This is a genomic window from Streptomyces sp. NBC_00554 (assembly GCF_041431135.1).
In the GTDB taxonomy this organism is placed as follows: Bacteria; Actinomycetota; Actinomycetes; order Streptomycetales; family Streptomycetaceae; genus Streptomyces.
The window spans coordinates 8789777-8805994 of sequence record NZ_CP107799.1 but is presented as its reverse complement, the minus strand read 5'-3'; the positions used below and the strand labels follow the sequence as shown (position 1 = coordinate 8805994).

At 69.2% G+C, this 16218-nt stretch carries 16 protein-coding genes and 1 pseudogene; 16 read left to right on the top strand and 1 reads right to left on the bottom strand.

All coding sequences use genetic code 11. The features are described from left to right. Nucleotides 1-126 precede the first annotated feature (126 nt). From OG266_RS38935 to OG266_RS38915, 5 genes and pseudogenes are all read left to right on the top strand, one after another. Nucleotides 127-546 carry an NUDIX domain-containing protein gene (locus OG266_RS38935; RefSeq protein ID WP_371551550.1) on the top strand — a complete coding sequence of 140 codons (420 nt, stop codon included), beginning with the start codon at nt 127-129 and terminating at the stop codon, nt 544-546. Between the two features lie 6 nt (nt 547-552). Then, nucleotides 553-1716, top strand: coding sequence for a helix-turn-helix domain-containing protein (locus OG266_RS38930; RefSeq protein ID WP_371551549.1), 1164 nt, complete (start codon nt 553-555; stop codon nt 1714-1716). A 284-nt stretch (nt 1717-2000) separates the two neighbouring features. After that, a complete protein-coding gene (locus OG266_RS38925; RefSeq protein WP_371551547.1) occupies nt 2001-3338 on the top strand; it encodes a hypothetical protein in 1338 nt (445 codons plus the stop codon). Between the two features lie 10 nt (nt 3339-3348). Beyond that, nucleotides 3349-3909, top strand: a complete 561-nt coding sequence (locus OG266_RS38920; protein WP_371551546.1) for a GNAT family N-acetyltransferase — start codon at nt 3349-3351, stop codon at nt 3907-3909. 357 nt (nt 3910-4266) lie between these two features. After that, a pseudogene (locus OG266_RS38915) lies at nt 4267-5036 on the top strand (transposase family protein). 58 nt (nt 5037-5094) lie between these two features. Here the strand turns inward: OG266_RS38915 and OG266_RS38910 are convergent. After that, the gene (locus OG266_RS38910) at nt 5095-5904 is read right to left on the bottom strand and encodes a helix-turn-helix domain-containing protein (protein ID WP_371551544.1); all 810 of its coding nucleotides are present in this window, start codon (nt 5902-5904) and stop codon (nt 5095-5097) included. Between the two features lie 327 nt (nt 5905-6231). On the opposite strand from OG266_RS38910, the gene fabG reads away from it, so the two are divergent. The 11 genes from fabG (at nt 6232) to OG266_RS38855 (ending at nt 16201) form a co-directional block, all read left to right on the top strand. Continuing rightward, the gene (gene fabG / locus OG266_RS38905; RefSeq protein WP_371551542.1) at nt 6232-6954 is read left to right on the top strand and encodes a 3-oxoacyl-ACP reductase FabG; all 723 of its coding nucleotides are present in this window, start codon (nt 6232-6234) and stop codon (nt 6952-6954) included. A gap of 1004 nt (nt 6955-7958) precedes the next feature. Further along, complete coding sequence (locus tag OG266_RS38900) at nt 7959-8864, top strand: helix-turn-helix domain-containing protein (RefSeq protein ID WP_371551540.1); 906 nt, start codon at nt 7959-7961, stop codon at nt 8862-8864. A gap of 5 nt (nt 8865-8869) precedes the next feature. Then, nucleotides 8870-9559 carry a hypothetical protein gene (locus OG266_RS38895; RefSeq protein WP_371551539.1) on the top strand — a complete coding sequence of 230 codons (690 nt, stop codon included), beginning with the start codon at nt 8870-8872 and terminating at the stop codon, nt 9557-9559. Between the two features lie 140 nt (nt 9560-9699). Continuing rightward, a complete protein-coding gene (locus tag OG266_RS38890; RefSeq protein WP_371551537.1) occupies nt 9700-10335 on the top strand; it encodes a WhiB family transcriptional regulator in 636 nt (211 codons plus the stop codon). Further along, the gene (locus OG266_RS38885; protein WP_371551535.1) at nt 10332-12032 is read left to right on the top strand and encodes a hypothetical protein; all 1701 of its coding nucleotides are present in this window, start codon (nt 10332-10334) and stop codon (nt 12030-12032) included. The genes OG266_RS38890 and OG266_RS38885 overlap by 4 nt, the downstream gene beginning before the upstream one ends. Then, nucleotides 12029-12220: a hypothetical protein gene (locus OG266_RS38880; protein ID WP_371551533.1), complete on the top strand. Its 192-nt coding sequence runs from the start codon at nt 12029-12031 to the stop codon at nt 12218-12220. Before OG266_RS38885 ends, OG266_RS38880 begins: the two co-directional genes overlap by 4 nt. Continuing rightward, complete coding sequence (locus tag OG266_RS38875) at nt 12211-12552, top strand: hypothetical protein (RefSeq protein ID WP_371551531.1); 342 nt, start codon at nt 12211-12213, stop codon at nt 12550-12552. Before OG266_RS38880 ends, OG266_RS38875 begins: the two co-directional genes overlap by 10 nt. Nucleotides 12553-12878: 326 nt before the next feature. Continuing rightward, on the top strand, nt 12879-13166 hold the full coding sequence (locus tag OG266_RS38870) for a mobilization protein (RefSeq protein ID WP_371551529.1): 288 nt from the start codon (nt 12879-12881) through the stop codon (nt 13164-13166). Beyond that, a complete protein-coding gene (locus tag OG266_RS38865) occupies nt 13163-14884 on the top strand; it encodes a relaxase/mobilization nuclease domain-containing protein (protein WP_371551528.1) in 1722 nt (573 codons plus the stop codon). Before OG266_RS38870 ends, OG266_RS38865 begins: the two co-directional genes overlap by 4 nt. 82 nt (nt 14885-14966) lie before the next feature. Further along, entirely contained in the window at nt 14967-15410 is a 444-nt protein-coding gene (locus tag OG266_RS38860; RefSeq protein ID WP_371551526.1) for a hypothetical protein, read from the top strand. Nucleotides 15411-15502: 92 nt separating this feature from the next. Further along, a complete protein-coding gene (locus OG266_RS38855; protein WP_371551524.1) occupies nt 15503-16201 on the top strand; it encodes a hypothetical protein in 699 nt (232 codons plus the stop codon). The last annotated feature ends 17 nt before the right edge of the window (nt 16202-16218 follow it).

Genomic DNA, 16218 nt, shown 5'->3' with positions numbered 1-16218 from the left:
CGCCGCCCGGTCGGGGGTAAAGCGACAGATTGTCGACTCGGGCAATTCGCCCACGCCCGAGTCGTGCCACAGGCGGCGTGCTACGTTCCGAGCACCCCCGGCCGTACGAAAAATCCGAGGAGACCGATGGCGTACACGCCCCCTACCTGGCCCGTCTCCGTCAAGGGCGTGGCCGTGGACAGCCGCCGACGCGTACTGCTGCTGAAGAACGAACGCGAAGAATGGGAGCTGCCCGGAGGCCGACTCGAACCCACCGATGCGACACCAGAGTTGGCGGTGGAGAGGGAGATCGAGGAAGAGACCGGCTGGGCGGTGAAGGCGGGCCCCCTCCTGGACGCGTGGATTTACACGCCCTTGCCCGTGACACTGCCAGACCGACGGGTCATGATCGTCACCTACGGCTGCACCGTCCTCACGCCGGACATGCCCCCCGTGGTGAGCCATGAGCACAAGGAGCTCGGCATGTTCACCGCCGGCGAAGTGCCCGGGCTGACCATGCCCGAGGGATACAAGCAGTCCATTGCCGCCTGGTACGCACGGATGTGACCGGCGATGGACAGCGCGAAGGCGGAACGGCGCTCGCAGCACACCCTGTGGCACTGGGCCACCCCACAGGCCGAGGCGATCCTCGCCACCCGCCATCTCGGCGCCATCCTGCGCTTCCACCGCACCGTGCACGGCATGAACCAATCCGAACTCGGGCAGCTCCTCGGCTACGACAAGACGTACATCTCGCTCCTCGAACTCGGCAAACGGAGACTCGATGACGTCGGCGCCCGCCAACACATCGCCGACTTCCTGCGCCTTCCCCCGCACGTCCTTGGCGTCACCGATCCCGCCGACACCGACCACCGCGCCATGCTGCAATTCGGCGAATCCACCGTCCGCCTCGCCGAGATCGCCCGGCAATCCGGGCACGCCTCCGAGGCTGTCGCCGAACTGTGGCCCCTGGTCGCACGGCTGGAAGCACGGGTAGACGACGGGCACACGGAACGAGACGTCCTCCACCTCCTGGCCCGAGCCCGTGTCGGCCTCGGCGTCGCCCTGGGCAACGTCCTGCCGGAGGAGCGACTGGGCACCGCTGCCCGCTGGACCGCGAAGAGCATCGGCATCGCTCGCTACTTCGATGACCCGACGTTCACTTCCTTCGTGCTGCGGATGCACGGCAACGAACTGCGCAAGGCCCGTCTCCACGGAGCCGCCGTCGACCGACTGCTGCACGCCGTTGCCCTCGCTCCGAACCAGCAGGCAAGAGCCGCCGCCCTCCCCCTCCTCGCCCGCGCCGCCGGCGCACTCCGCAACCAGTCCTTGTTCGACGAGGTAATGCGGGAGACCGACCGACTCCTCGACGAGACCGAGCACACGTCGCTGTTCAATCCCTATGCCCTGCACGAGATCCGGCTGCGCGGCCTGATCGCCACCGGCAGGACCGATGTCGCCATACAACTGGTCGAGCAGGGCAGTCCAGTACCGACAACCACCGTCGCACCGCAGTGGCGAGTGATTGAACTCGTCACCGTGGCCCAAGTAAGGCTCATCGCCGACGACTACGGAGGCGCCGCCCAGTCCCTGAACACCGCAGTCGACGAAGCAGTCCGCCAGCGTCTCCCTCACCAGTTGCAACGCATCATGCGCGCGACGGCCAACCGGCTGCCGGACGTCACGGAGGCCGCGGGCCATGCCCTGGACCGGATACGGACAGAGATGGCCGCTTAGGCTGGTCGATCCGGCAGCTCTGGGTGGCATGGGGGAACTCCCTGGTTCACGACTGTGCTCGATCAGACACTCTCAGCGAGGGCTGTTACGAGCGTTTCAATCGTGGCCGGACGGCTCTACCCCCATTCCCTCCTCGGGTTTTGGTGAGAAGTTGACGGTCGCCCTCGACTCTTCCTCGGAGTTTCCTCGGAATCGCTAAGTACCGTCTGTATGGGGCAAGTTGACGAGGAAAGCGTTCTAACGTCGTGGCAGTGACGAGCTAGGCGGCTGGGATGGGAGGCGTCATGCTGTTCTTCCGACACGTCCTCGAAGGACGCGGCATCCGAAGCGCCGAGGCCTTCCTTCCGCCGTACCGGAAAGCGGCCGCGAGGCTGGGTCTAACGGGCGTCGATCCGGCTCCGAAGACCTTCGAGGGCTGGTTCTACGAAGGACGGAAGCCGCAGACGGTCTTCCGTCAGGTCATCGTCGAGATGCTGAATCACAGCATCGACGACCTGTGGACCGAGGTGCCCGAGGGAACCACGCCGAGCTTCGTACCGCTGACCGGCGCGTCACCCACTGCACCCCATGCCGAACCCGGCATGGATCTGAACGAGATGAAAAGGAATGGCGCGATGGCCGTTCGACGCGCGAGGACGTACGTTCTCCAGCAGGATCGCGACAGGGTGGGGGAGAACACTCTCCCGTTGCTGCACGACCAGGTTGCTCAGCTTGTCAAGGACTACCCGCGTGTACCCCTGGCGGCGATCTGGGACGATCTGCTCGATACCCAGGACCAGGTCATCTTGACCCTGGAGACCGGCAAGCACCGGCCGTCGCAGCTCAGCGACCTGAACTTCATGGCCACCGTGGTGTCGTTCCTCGTAGCCAAGGGGTTCAACGACATGGAGGACCGCGACCAGGCCAGGACGATGTGCCTGCTGGCCTCCGCGTTCGCCAAGGACGCCGAGCACCAGGGACTCATGGCCCTCGTCAGTGGACTTCAGTCCCTCGTCGAGTACTGGGCGGACCGGCCCGGAGACGCCCTCTTCTACGCCCAGAAGGGTGCAGGCCTCGCCACCGACCTCAACGGCACCGTCGGCCTGTGGCTTCTCGGACTTGAGGCACGCGCCGCGGCCGTCCTAGGGGATCAGGAGACCGCTCAACAGGCGAACCGGGCGGCGATCGACCGACGGGAGCACGTCGTATTGGACGACCTCGACCAACTCGGGGGTCTGCTCACCTACTCGCTGGGGAAACAGCTCTACTACACCGTCGAGGCAGAAGCTCTCCTCGGCAACGGCAACGCGGACCTCAACGTGCAGGCGGAACTGGCCGTACAGGGTTTCAGCGACCGCGACAACCCAAACTGGGCATTCGGTGACCTAGCAGGCGCCCGGTGCAATCAGGCCCTCATCCTCCTCCACAGCGGAGACGTGGACGGAGCGGCACAGACCATCCGCCCCGTCCTGGACCTCCCGCCCACATTCCGGAACAACGGCATCATCGTCTCCGCCCAGCGCGTCCGCCAGGAGCTCATGAGGGGCCAGGCGCGGACCGCCGTTGCCGCCCGCGACTTGCGGGAGGAGATCGCGGCATACGGGCCCCGACGGCCGGCCCTTCCCTCCGGAACGCAGCGATAAGGTCCCTGGCATGCACCCGGTCCAGCTTTCCAGCCAGCGACTCAAACTCCGCGAACTCACCGTTGAGGACGTGGACTCAGTGTTCGCGATCTACGGCAGCCGCGAGGCGACAGAGCACCTGTCGTTCGAACCGCGGACCCGCGATGAGGTGGGCCAAATCGTGGCCCGATCGATTGCCTCCGCCACGGCGAACCCCCGCAGCGAGTACGCGCTCGCCCTCACCGAGCGGGATACGAACGAGCTGATCGGGTTCGGCCGGATCGCCATGGATCCGCACCAGCAGCGCGCGGCCACCTTTGGCTTCGCGCTGCGCCCCGACGCCTGGGGTATCGGCTACGGCCTCGAAACTGTGCGCCTTCTGCTCGGACTCGGGTTCGATGACCTTGAGCTGCATCGCATCTGGGGCGCGCGTTCCCCCCTCAATGAGGCCTCTGCGAAGACCATGGGGGCTGGGGGGATGATCGAGGAAGGGAGGATCCGCGAGCACGTCTACAAGGCCGGGCAGTGGCGCGACTCGATCGTGCACGCAATGCTCGATCACGAATGGCGTGCTCTCCAGACCACGGTCTAGCCAAGGTGGTCTGGTCGCGGTCCCAATGCGCGAAGACATCGCAGATGGGAGATCGGCCACTCGGCGGCTTCTTCAACCGTGCGCACGGTGTGGTTCGCCTTGTCGGGGTCACCGTGATTGGTCCAACGGCAGTCGGAGCCGTCAAAGACCTCGACGAAGCTGACGTCGACCTCACGGCTTCTGTTCAGTGTGCCCGTGTTGTACGCCTCCGCGCTCTTGGCGGGCGTTGCCGCCTCTGCCCACGCCCGGACGGGGACGCGCGCCCCGTTGCGGTAGGTGACGTGCGTGAGCGACTGGGCAGGCAGCCCGTCGACTAAAGCGTGTTGCACAAGGCTCTGAGCTGGTCATCTCCCTGGTATGGCTGGGGTGTTAAGGGCTGACCGGGTGTGGGTGGAGACGTTCACTGGGCTGCAAGTGACGCAGTTCGGACACCTCCTAAAGGTGGTGCGGGAGCGGGGCGGCAACGGCACTCTGCGGGGCCGGCCGTGGTCTCTGGCGCTGCCCGAACGGGTGCTGGTGGTCGCGGTATGCTGCCGCACGAACCTGACGATGCGGCAGCTGGCCCGCTGGTTGGCGTCTCCCCATCCACGGTGTGCCGGGTGATCCAACGGCTGGGCCCGCTACTCGCGCTCGAGCCGGTGTCCCGCCCGGCCGATGCCGCAGACCGTTTGTGGATTGTGGACGGCACGCTGATCCCGGTCCGTGACCGGAGTATGGCTGCCTCCAGCCGAAACTACCGGTTCTCGGCGAACATGCAGGTCATCGTGGATGCGGACACGCGGCTGGTGATCGCGGCAGCCCGCCCGGTGCCGGGCACCACCGCGGACGCGCACGCCTGGCGCGCGTCCGGGCTGAGCCGGCACTGCCAGGGCGTGACGGTGCTCGGCGACAGCGCCTATCTCAACTGCGGCATGGCTGTACCCCACCGCAAACGCCCGGGACGGGCTCTCCTCCCGGGCGAGGAGGACGACAACGCGAAGCACCGCAAGGTCCACGCCCGCGTGGAACACGTCATCGGCCGCATGAAGAACTACAAGATCCTCCGCGACTACCGGCAACGCGGCAACGGCCTCCATCACGCAGTCCAGGCCGTCGCCCACATGCACAACCTCGCCCTCGCGTCATGAGCACACAACCCCGCCCGCGAGCTCCGACACGCCCGAACGCAGGCTTGTGCAACACGCTTTAGTCGCTCGATACAGGCGTTGCGGGCGTGACAACCATGAGGCGGTACGAGGGAAGTTCCAGGGGAGCCCCCGCGATGAACCGGACGGAGTATTCCTGGCCTCCTTGCCCTGCCAGGTAGAGACGGCGCGGCCGTTCCGATGCGGGGTGGGTGATGGTGGGCAGGTCAGGTGAATCCCAGAGCTTGCGCGCGACCGGGTCGGCCCGGACTGTTGCGATCACGGCCCTCAGACGCTCGTCGGTGCGCCACTGTTCGGCGTTCACACGCAGCTGAGCCATCATGGGCATGGCCCACTCCTCCTCCCAGTTCACGAGCTGGGTGCGCGCCTCAGGCCAGGTGAGGGCCCATTCCATGACGTTGAGGCCGTACTGCATCCACGGGAAGTACTCCAGGGTCTTGGCGTTGTAGGCCAGAACGTCCCAGCGGTGGTCGCTGAGGTAAACGGCCCAGGTGCGACTCTCCTCGATGAAGGCACGGAACGCGTCGGGGAGCAGAGCGCCGAGGTGGCTGACGGGGGCTGCCGCAGGGGCATGACCGCGGGTGACGCGGTAAACGATGTCCCATTCGTCGTCGTTCAGGTCGAGGATGCGCCGCACAGCGTGGAGAAACGCGTCGCTGTAGTTGGCTGGACGCCCGGCCTCCAGGCTGCCGTACCAGCGGCGACTGACGCCGGCCAGCTGGGCCGTCTGATCCTGCGTGACCCCTGGGGCCCGACGCGTCCCGAAAGCCGCCTCAAAGCCTGGGATGTCCGACGCGTTACGGCGCGCCCGCGCCTGCTGCAGAATGCGGGTGACGATCGGGCTCTGCATCTCACTCTCATTCATAACGTTCACATAACGACAGCCATTGAGACCCAGGTCACATTCCCTGTGTATTCACGACATCCATTTCCCGCCGACCATTCAGCACATCGCTGCCTGCGCGCAAGGGAGTTGACGTCGTGCATCGTGTCCAGCATTCGGAGCACAAAGTACCTTCACCGGGCAGTGGGAACTGTCAGTTCCCACCCCCAGGATAAGCACGACCTTTGCGTTCCTTTGAATCCCACAGCGACGCCCTACTGTCACTGGCACCGCCACGGCGAGGCGATCTCCGCGACGGCGAACTAACTCAGTTGACTCGTGTAAGGGATCTTCATGTCGCGCTCCATTTTGATCATCGGCGGGAACCGCGGAATCGGGCAGGCCACGGTCCGCGCATTCGCCCAGCGCGGCGACTCGGTCGCCTTCACCTACCGCACCGGTGACCCCGATCCCGACCTCCTCTTCCTCGGTGCCATGCCCGTGCGCTGTGACATCACCGACCCCGAACAGGTCGAGAGCGCCTTCAAAGAGGTCGAGGCCGACCAGGGCCCGGTCGAGGTTCTGGTGGCCAACGCCGGTATCACCCGGGACAACCTGCTGCTGCGCATGCCGGAGGAGGACTTCGCCGCCGTTCTGGAGACCAACCTCACCGCCTCCTACCGGCTCACCAAGCGAGCCACCCGCAGCATGCTCAAGGCCAAGCGCGGCGGCCGGATCATCCTCGTGTCCTCGGCCGTTGCCCTCAAGGGCGAAGCCGGGCAGACCAACTACGCGGCATCAAAGGCGGGCCTGATCGGCTTCGGCCGCTCGCTGGCCCGCGAGATCGGCTCACGTGGGATCACCGTGAACATCGTGACCCCTGGCCTGACCGACACCGCCATGGCTGCAGCACTCTCCGACGACCGCGTCAGCGAGATCCTCCGTGACGTCCCGCTGGGCCGGATCGCGAAACCGGAGGAGATCGCCGCCACCGTCGCCTTCCTGGCCAGCGAGGAAGCCGCCTACATCACCGGTGCCGTGGTGCCAGTCGACGGCGGCATCTCCATGGGGCATTAGTCCTCCTCCCCCGACGACCGCGTGCGTCACCTTGCGGTCTCCCTCCGGCGCGAGCAGATCAGGACGCACGATGTGGCGCTCAAAGCTCTTCAGCGGGCGGAGTCCCGCCGCACCCGCCTCCCTGCAAGGCCGGGACTGGGCGGTCATCAGCCGGCGTTCGGTGCGCCGACAGTGCCACGAGGTGATGGCGCAGATGCCCATCCCCCGGCCGTTCAGCTCGCCCGACAGCCGCTCCTTCTCGTCACCGCGCGGCCATGGCGGCAATCTGACTCTTCAGCAGCAGGTTTCCCGCAAGGATCCGCTGGACGCCGGCGTCCCGGAACCAGATGAGCGGCGTGGTGTCTGCGCTTTGGCAAGCGCGCTCAGACCCTCGTCCGGCACGCTCGCCGCCATGCCCGTCCACAGTCGGCACAACAGATCCTCGGTCAGAACACTCCTTGCGGGGCACAGCGAAAGTAATCTCCGAATACATCCAGACGATCAGCCTGCTGCCGGTGTCGCGACCCGCTGCCTCCACCCGTAGGCACAGGTGCCGCCGCTCTCCGCTGCGAATTGTAGAGAGTCCTTTAGCAAGGTCTGGATCTTCCCGCAGGGCCTGCATATGTTCGTCGTCCCCGCAGGGCACCCCGCCCGGCGACAGACGACGCTAGGAGCCATATGCGGAACGCGCGATCCAGCCGCGTGAGATAGCCCGGAAAACAGCGACGGCGCCCCAGGAGCGGTAGCTCCCGGACGCCGAACGCCAAATGGCACTCCTGCCCCGGCAAGGGCGGAGATTTACCCACCTTCACCGCACCGGTCCTTTCCTACAAGGCGCACCGGCGCGGGTTTCACTACGGAGGAGAGTCTTACATGCCGCCTGCCCTGCGCCAAAGGCCGATGTCCCCGGCTCGCGCGGCAGCCGTCCTCGCTTCGCCGCCTGGCTCCCTGACCGCGCACCGGTTGCTCGGCCCCCTCGCGTCGGAGCCGGCCCCCGGCGTCCGCCCCGTTTGGGCGGTGACCCAATGAGCCGGGACACTCGCGAATGGGCGTGGGAGTCCAGCGCCAGCCGCGGAAACGCGCGCCTGGTCCTGCTGTCGATCGCCGACCGGGTCCCCGACGAGCAGTGCGTCGCCTGGGCATCCCTCACCTCGCTGATGAAGCGTACGAACGCCAGCCGCAACGCCGTACGCGGCGCCTTGGCCGCGCTGGCCGACAGCGGCGAGCTGGAGGTGCTCGACGACCTCGACGGCCCGCAGCACAGCACGGTCTACCGGCTGCCGCGCGCCGCCGCGTGGCTGGCCAAGGTCGCGGCGGCCCGGGGGGACGGTCCGGAGGCGTACGTCGAGCCCCTGGCCGAGTCCGATCCGGTGCCCGACCTGGACATCGAGCGGCTGCGCAAGCACGGCATCTGGCCCAGGACCGGGTCGGAATCCGACCCCCGTCGCCAGAACCTGACCGGGTCAGATGCCGACCCCCCTCGTCAGAATGCGACCCCTCCCCGGGTCAGATCCCGACCCCTGCCCGGGTCCGATCCTGACCCCCAGAACCGTAGTGAACCGAAGGTGAACCGTAGGTACAGCAGCAGAAATGCTGCCGACCTCACGTCCGTCGCGGGCTGGCAGATCGACGACGCCAGCCTGTCCTGGGCCCAGCAGCAGGGGCACCTCGCCCGCCTCGGCGAGCACGGCCTCCAGGCCGCCGACGCGAAGTGGCGCCATCACCGCGCTACGTGGGGTCCTCGTCCCGCCTCGACCTGGGCTGCCGACTGGCGGAGCTGGATCGCCCGCGAGCACAGCCCCACACCCCAGCGGCCGAACCTCTACGCCCTGCCCGGCGGCACCCCCGCGCCACAGGCCGGCATGACCCGCGCCGAAGCGCACATGGCCGCTCTGCTCGCCGCCGTCGACAAGCGAACTGGAACGGAGTAACTACCTTGGACCACCGCGAAGTTGCTGCCGTACTCACCTACGCCGGCCGCTTGGATCCCCGTCTCATCCGCACCGACCCGGGCGAGGCCGACAACCAGCTCGACACCTGGCACGAGCTGCTCGGCGACGTCCCCATGACGACCGGCCAGGGCTGGGACGTGCGCGAGATCGTCCGCAAGCGCATCGTGATGTCGCCGTACCCGATCCTGCCGGCCGACGTGGCCCGCGAATGGCACGCGCACCGCCGCGATCGTCTGGCTCGGCACACCGACCCGACCCCGATGGCCGATCCGGACCATCCGCAAGCCTGGAGGGCGGAGCTGCTGGCGGCGCGCGATGCCGTGGCCGCCGGGCAGGCCGCCCCCTCGGCGCACCGCGGGATAACGGCGGGGCGGCACCGGCCGGGTCTCAAGGACCAGCTGGCCGCCGTCGGCTCCTACATCCCGCCCGCCGTACGCGCCGAGTTGGCCCCCTACCGCCCGGCCCGCGCCGCCCGCGAAGCCGCCATCGCCGCCGGAGGTCCCGACGCCCTCGGCGTGCCGTGCGACTGGTGTCACGCCGAGACGGGCGAGCCCTGCCGCCGCCGTCGCATCACCCTCGACGGAAGTGCCCGGGGCAACGCACCACGCGCCACGGCCCACCCCGGCCGCATCGACCGCGCCCTGGCTGCGCAGGCCCAGGCGTCCGCCGCCTGACCGCAGCCCGCTTCTCCACAGAAACGTTCCGCCTGCGGTACGGCCCGGCGCCGTACCCCGAGCCCACCTCGAAGCGCCCCGCCGCACCGCCACCGGTGCCGCGCGGCCCGCACCGACCGAGGCGACTTCCGGAGACTGCCTTGCGCCACATCACCACCAACGACTCCCCCGCCCCGACGATCCGGGGGATCGCCGACCACAGCTGGCAGGAGCGGGGCCGGTGCCACGGCATGCCGGCCAAGGAGATCGACGAGCTGTTCTTCCACGCGGCCCGCGACCGCGCGGCCATCGACGCGGCCAAGGCGATCTGCGGCAGCTGCCCGGTGAAGAAGGCGTGCTTCGACTACGCCCTCGACAACGAAATCAGGCACGGCATGTGGGGCGGGCTCACCGAGGACGAGCGCCGCCCCTGGCACGCCCGGGTCAACAAACGGTTGGACTACAGCCGCGTCAAGGCCGCCTTCGAGGGCCGCGACGTCCACCTCAGCGACACCGAGCGCGAAGCCGTCACCCGCCACGCCTACGTCCGCGGCTGGAGCCCCGAGCGCCTCGCCTACGCGCTGCGGCTCGATCTCGACTGGGCGCGCGACCTGATGCGCAACGCCGCACACGCCGTGGCCGACCGCGACCGCTACTGGGGGCAAGCCGACCCGGGCGAGCCAGCCGACGACGAGTACGTCGGGCCCGACGACGCCGAGGAGGCTGCCTCGCCGGTGCAGGTGCCCCGCCAGGTGCAGACCCACGCCCTGATCGCCGCACTTCGAAAGGCCGCATGACTCACCCCATCGCCATGTCCCTCCCCTCCGGCATCGAGCGCGTCCACCTCGTCGCAGCCGTCGCCGGCGTCGCTGTGCTCGCCATGTTGCTGGCCGGATGGTCGGTCCGGCGTAACCGGGCCTGGGCGGGCGGCCCGCGCGCTGGCACCCCCGCAGTCTGGGTCGCGGCCGTCGCCGCCCTCAACTGCACCGCCTACAGCGCCGATACCAGCTGGCGGTTCGCCGCCGACTACCTCGACATGGCCGGCACGGTGGAGCGGGGCATGATGTTCAGCGCGGCCGAGCTGGCGCTGTTCGCGACCGCGCTGATGGCCCGGCAGAACCTGAAGACCCAGGGAGCCCCCGGCCTGCCGGGCGGCCTGGTCTGGGTGATCACCGGGGTGCAGGTCATCCCGGCGTACGCCGAGTCCGGCACGGTGGGCGGGACCGTGCGGGCCTTCGTCGGCCCAGTCATGGCGGCCGTGCTCTGGCACCTAGCCATGGGCATCGAGCTGCGGCTGCACAAGCCGGACGCCGCCTCCCAGGGGCTCCTGGCCACGCTCGGACGTGAAGTGCGTGAGCGTCTCCTCTCGCGCCTGGGCGTCGCCACCCGCAACCGCGATGCCGCGCAAATCACCAAAGACCGCGCGACTCGACGGGCCGTGGCACTTGCCTCCCTGCTGGCCGGGATACCCGAGAAGGAGCGTGAGAACGGCCGCGGTAGCAAAATCACGCGTCGGCTCCAGTCGTCTCTCGCGCGATCCGGTGTCGGCACCGACCCGCAGCAGCGCCGTGCGCTCCTGGAGCAACTGGCCGCCCGCCGGCACGCCACGGCGCTCGCCACCGTGGCCCTGCCGTCGCCCTGGATTCAGCCCGCGCGCGACCAGGACGCCGATCGCGGGGACCGGTTCCCGCTCGCTGCGTCCGTCGTGACGCGGCCGGCGAACGAGAGGCAGGCGAGTCCGTGGCTGAGCGCGGTCTCCGACGACGGTCCCCGAAGCACCGCACCGATCGGGGACCGGCCGGACGGGGAGCGTACGGAACCGGGGACGGGACACGAGCCCGAGGGGGACCGTCCCCACCCGGACGCCGTCGGCAACGGGGACCGAGCCAATGAGCCCGGCTCGAGCCCGCTGAGCGCGGGCGAAGCAGCAGCGATCGGGGACCAGGACACCGCGCCTCCCGGGACCGAAGACGCTGACGACGGTCCGAGCGGCAAAGCCGCGAGTGTGCACGAAGCCGCAGCTCAGGGGGGCATAGGCCCGTCCCCGGCTGCCATCCCCGGCGGCGACGAGGGTCGGGAGCACCCGGATACCGAACCGGGCGGGGACCGTCCCCACACCGCCCCCAACAACGACGGGGACCGCGAACACCCCGACACCGAAACGGGGACCGAGCCCGACGGGGACCGTCCCCACACCGTCCCCGTACGGCGGAAGCCGAAGGCTAAGTCGCCCCGGAACCAGCCGCGGGGTGGTCAGTCCAAGCGGTCCCGGAAGCAGCCGCAGCTGACCGTCGAGGAGATGGTCGAGCGGGTCCGTCCCCACGTGCCCGCGGTGCTGGAGCGCGACGGAAACGAGTCCCTCACCCGGGTTCAGCTCCGGGGAATTCTCCGCGCCCAGAAGCTCCAGGGCGGCCGTAACGAGCGCCTGACACCGGTTCTGCAGCGGCTCCGCGTCGAGGCGGGCACCACCACGACGAGGAGTACCGCCCGGTGAAGACCTGCCAGCGCTTCGCGCACATCAAGACCGGCTTCGAGCGGGACATCCGCTTCCTGCGCGGTCACGCCGAGCGTCACCAGGGATCCGCGCCGGCGAAGACCAGCGCGAAGAACGCCGTCTCGGTGAAACGGAACATGGCGCGGGCCTTGAACCGGCACCTCGATCGCTGCCCCGAGTGCGGCTGACGCCCGCAAACAAGCAGGTCAAGCGCCTGCTTCCGCCTGCCCTCCAGGTGGCCCGGCCCCGGCCGGGCCACCGCCCCCGCACTGGAGGGATCGCCATTCCTGGCCGTCACCCGCGTACGCACACACCGTCCACCGCCGAGGCCGCCTCCTGGGCGGAGGTGCTCGTACGCCACCAGCTCCTGCACGCAGCCGTGCTGGCCCCCACCGGCCAGTGGCTCTTCCAGCACCGCGCCGAATCCCCCGTCCAACTCCTGGACGACCCGACCGCCGTGGTCGACCTGGCCGCCGAAATCCAGCACGACATCCGCACCAGGAGGAACCACGCCCGATGACGAACCCGACGACAGACCCCACTCCCGCGCACGGTGAGCCGGAAGCCAACTCGGCCTCGGCGCGAGCAAGATGGAGGTTCGGACACTCCCCCGCGGGGGGAGTGTCCGAACCAGACCCCGCCCCAGGGGTGGCGGGGCCCGACCAGCGCCAGGGGGCGCCGGACGGGAAGGCTGCGACCGAGGGCGGATCGCAGCCAAGGCCCACCCGTACGGGGCGGTCCAAGGGGAAGTCGCGCCCGCGTGACAAGACCCAGCGTCGCGCCCACAGTGTCCGCCTCAACGAACCTGAGCACGCTCTCATCCAGGCGGGCGCAGACGCCGTCGGCATGAGCACGGCGGGCTTCCTCGCTTACGCCGGCCTGGCTATGGCCCGCGATCAGTCGCGCACCGCCGTGGCCATTGCCACCGAACGCGATGTGCTCACTGAGCTGTTCGCCATGCGCCGCCAGCTCGGCTGGGCTGGCAGCAACCTCAACCAGGTCGCCAAGGCCCTCAACTCCGGTGGCGAGGTACCTCACCTGACGGCCGTCATCGCCGACATTCAGCGCGTGGCCAAGTCGGTGAAGGATGCGGCTGACCGGGTCGCCAACCGGCAAGAGGGCGGGGCGGCTTGATCCCCCAGGTCCACAAGCAGGGCAGCAAGACCCTCGGCCTGCTCAACTATCTCTACGGCAAGGGCACCCGCGAGGAGCACATCGACCCCCACCTGGTCGCCTCCTTCGACGGCATGGCCCCCGACCCCGGCCGTGACCCGGGCGCGACAAAGAGGGACCTCCAGCAACTCCTCGACCAGCCCTTGCAACTCCTCGAACCAGACCAGCGCCCCGAGAAGCACGTGTGGCATCTGTCGGTACGAAACGCCGCCGAGGACCGCATCCTGACCGACGAGGAATGGAGGCAGATCGCCCACCGCATGGTGGCCGCGACCGGTATCGATCCCGACGACGGAGCTGGCTGCCGCTGGGCGGCCGTCCGCCATGCCGATGACCACATCCACATCATCGCTACCCTCGTGCGCGAGGACGGCCGCCGTCCCAACCACCACCGCTCCGGCAAACGCGCCCAGGCCGAGGCCCGTCTCATCGAGGCCGAATACGACTTGCAGCGGGTCAATCCGGGGGATGGCACCGCCGCCAGGAGGCCCACCAGCGCCGAACGCCACAAGGCCGAACGCCAAGGCCGAGAGCGGCCCGCTCGCGAGGAACTGCGCGAGACCGTGCGCCGCGCCGTCGCCGGCGTCGAAAGCGAAGGGGAGTTCTTCGACCGCCTGGCCGCCACCGGCGTTCTGGTCCACAAGCGCGTCGCGCCCTCCGGCGACCTCCTCGGCTACAAGGTCGCCCTCCCCGAGGACCTCAACAAGGACGGCGAGCCCGTGTTCTTTCCCGGCTCGAAACTCGCCCCTGACCTCTCCTTGCCCCGCATCCGCGAACGGTGGTCAGGTAACGCCGTCGGCCACGGCCCCGACACCGCCACCGACCGCTCCTCCGGCTCGGCGCGTGTCAGCCCGTCGACCGCGCGACGCCAGGCGACGTCGGCGTCCTGGCAGGCCGTACTCATCATCGACCAGGGCGACGATGGGCAGATCGCCGCCCTGATCGCCGCGGGCGGCGAGATGCTCGACGCGCTCGCCAAGACCTCGGCCGCACACACCCGCCGCGAACTACGTGATGCCGCTTGGGCGTTCGAACGGGCCTCCCGCTCTCACATCCAGGCCGAACGAGGCCACGACCGTGGCCTACGACAAGCCGCCCGCGACCTCGTCTACGGAGGGCCGGCACTCGGCCGCGGAGAGGAGGGCGCCACCACCGCCATGTTGATCGACATGGCGATCTTCCTCGTCACCTCCGCCGCCCACTGGCACGGGAAGAAGGAGCACGCCCAGCAGGCCGCTGCTGCCCGCGAGGCCGCCGAGCACCTGCGCGCCGCCTACCAAGCCGCCGCGCCGATGTCCCTGGGCGTCATGCACCAGCGCGGTCGGCGCCTGTCCCAGCCCCTGCAGCGCAAGCAGACCGCCTACCTGCGCCAGGCAGTGCCGGAGCTGGCCGGGCAGATCCTCACCGAGCCGGGCTGGTACGCACTGGCCGCCACCCTCGCCGACGTCGAGAGCGCCGGGCACGACCCAGCGTCGCTCCTGGCCGTGGCCGCCGAGGGACGGGAGTTGGACACCGCCGACTCCACAAGCGACGTGCTCGTGTGGAGGCTGCGACGCATTGCCGATCTGCCCGCCGACGCCTCCGCCATGCCCGAGCACACTGCCACCGCGCCCACCGCCGCCCGCGGTGCTACACAGCGCCCGACCCAGCACACCAGCCTTCCCGCCAAGTCCCGCTGAATTCAATATTCTTAGAGTTGCAGCAGGTCAGGGACTTGCGGCACTCTCCTCATGCAGGCGAGACGACAGAGATGGAGACGGCATGTTCCGACGCAACCGTGCGGACCGAGAGTTCCGTGAAGCCCAGCGTGCCGGCCAGGCGGTGCTGGCGATGCACGCCGAGTGGCCGCTTCCGGACTCGCCCGGCCCGGTCGCTGCGCCGGCTCCGGCCGCGCCGACCGCCACGGTGGTGCCCGACTTCCTGCCGCCGGAGTTCCGGGCGCCATGCCGCCAGGACGTCTCGGGGTTCATGATGCGCTGGGACCTGCCGCTCGTCATCGACGGCGAGGTCCACGAGTGCCACTGCGGTGCGTACCGGAACTGGATCGTCTTCAACATGCGCGACGACTCGGTGTGGCTCCGCTGCCCGGCCGACCACGAAACGGAGGAGACCCGACTGGACACCGCCTGGTACAACCGCAACTCCGGTCCGGTCGACCACTTCCACCCCACTCTCGAAGACGGCCTGCGCCACCTCGGCCACTGAAAGCGCGAGACCCCTTCCCCCACCCCTGCGTTCGTCGGCGCCCGGAGGACCGACCCGGTCAGACCATTCGTCTCGCATCACCAAGGGGTTCAATGTGCCGCTCCACCACGACCGCCCTCTGCCTCAGCGCCGCCTTCACCGTCCTCGCCTTGACCGGCTGCGCCAACCGCACCGAGGCCGCCGACACCTCGGCCGCCGCCTCCTCACCCGCGCACCGGGGCGGCAGCACCCCCTCGGCATCCGCGCCGCCGTCCTCGGCCGAGCTGAATAGGCGCCTGCTGAACGAGAGCGACCTGGGCGAGGGCTACACCCGCAAGGCCGAGACCGCTCGCCGGAACGACGACGTAACCGTCATCGGCTGCCCGGCGCTGGAGAAGCTCGGCACCGACGCGGCCACCGGCTCCGGCCTCGACTTCACCCGCAAGGCGAAGGCGTCCTTCAGCTACACCGGCAGCAGCACCTCCGAGGTGAGCGAGGAGCTCTACAGCGACAGCGCCGCGAAGCTGTCCAAGGGCATCGGGAAGGTCTTCGACGCGATGCTCTCCTGCCCCTCCTACCAGGTGACGTCGGGCAGCACCGTCGTCGACATGGGCACCGAGAAGACGGCCGCGCCGGACCTCGGCGACGAGCAGTGGAGCCAGCTGCTCACCTACTCCGCCGGCGGAGCGCGCAGCGTCGTCAAGCAGACAGCGATCCGCGCCGGCAACATCCTGGTGATCGTCTCCGGCTCGCCGGGCCTCGTGGACACCCACCTGGACAAGGCGCTCGCCAAGGCGCGTACCGCACGCTGACCCGCTCCCTCAGCCTG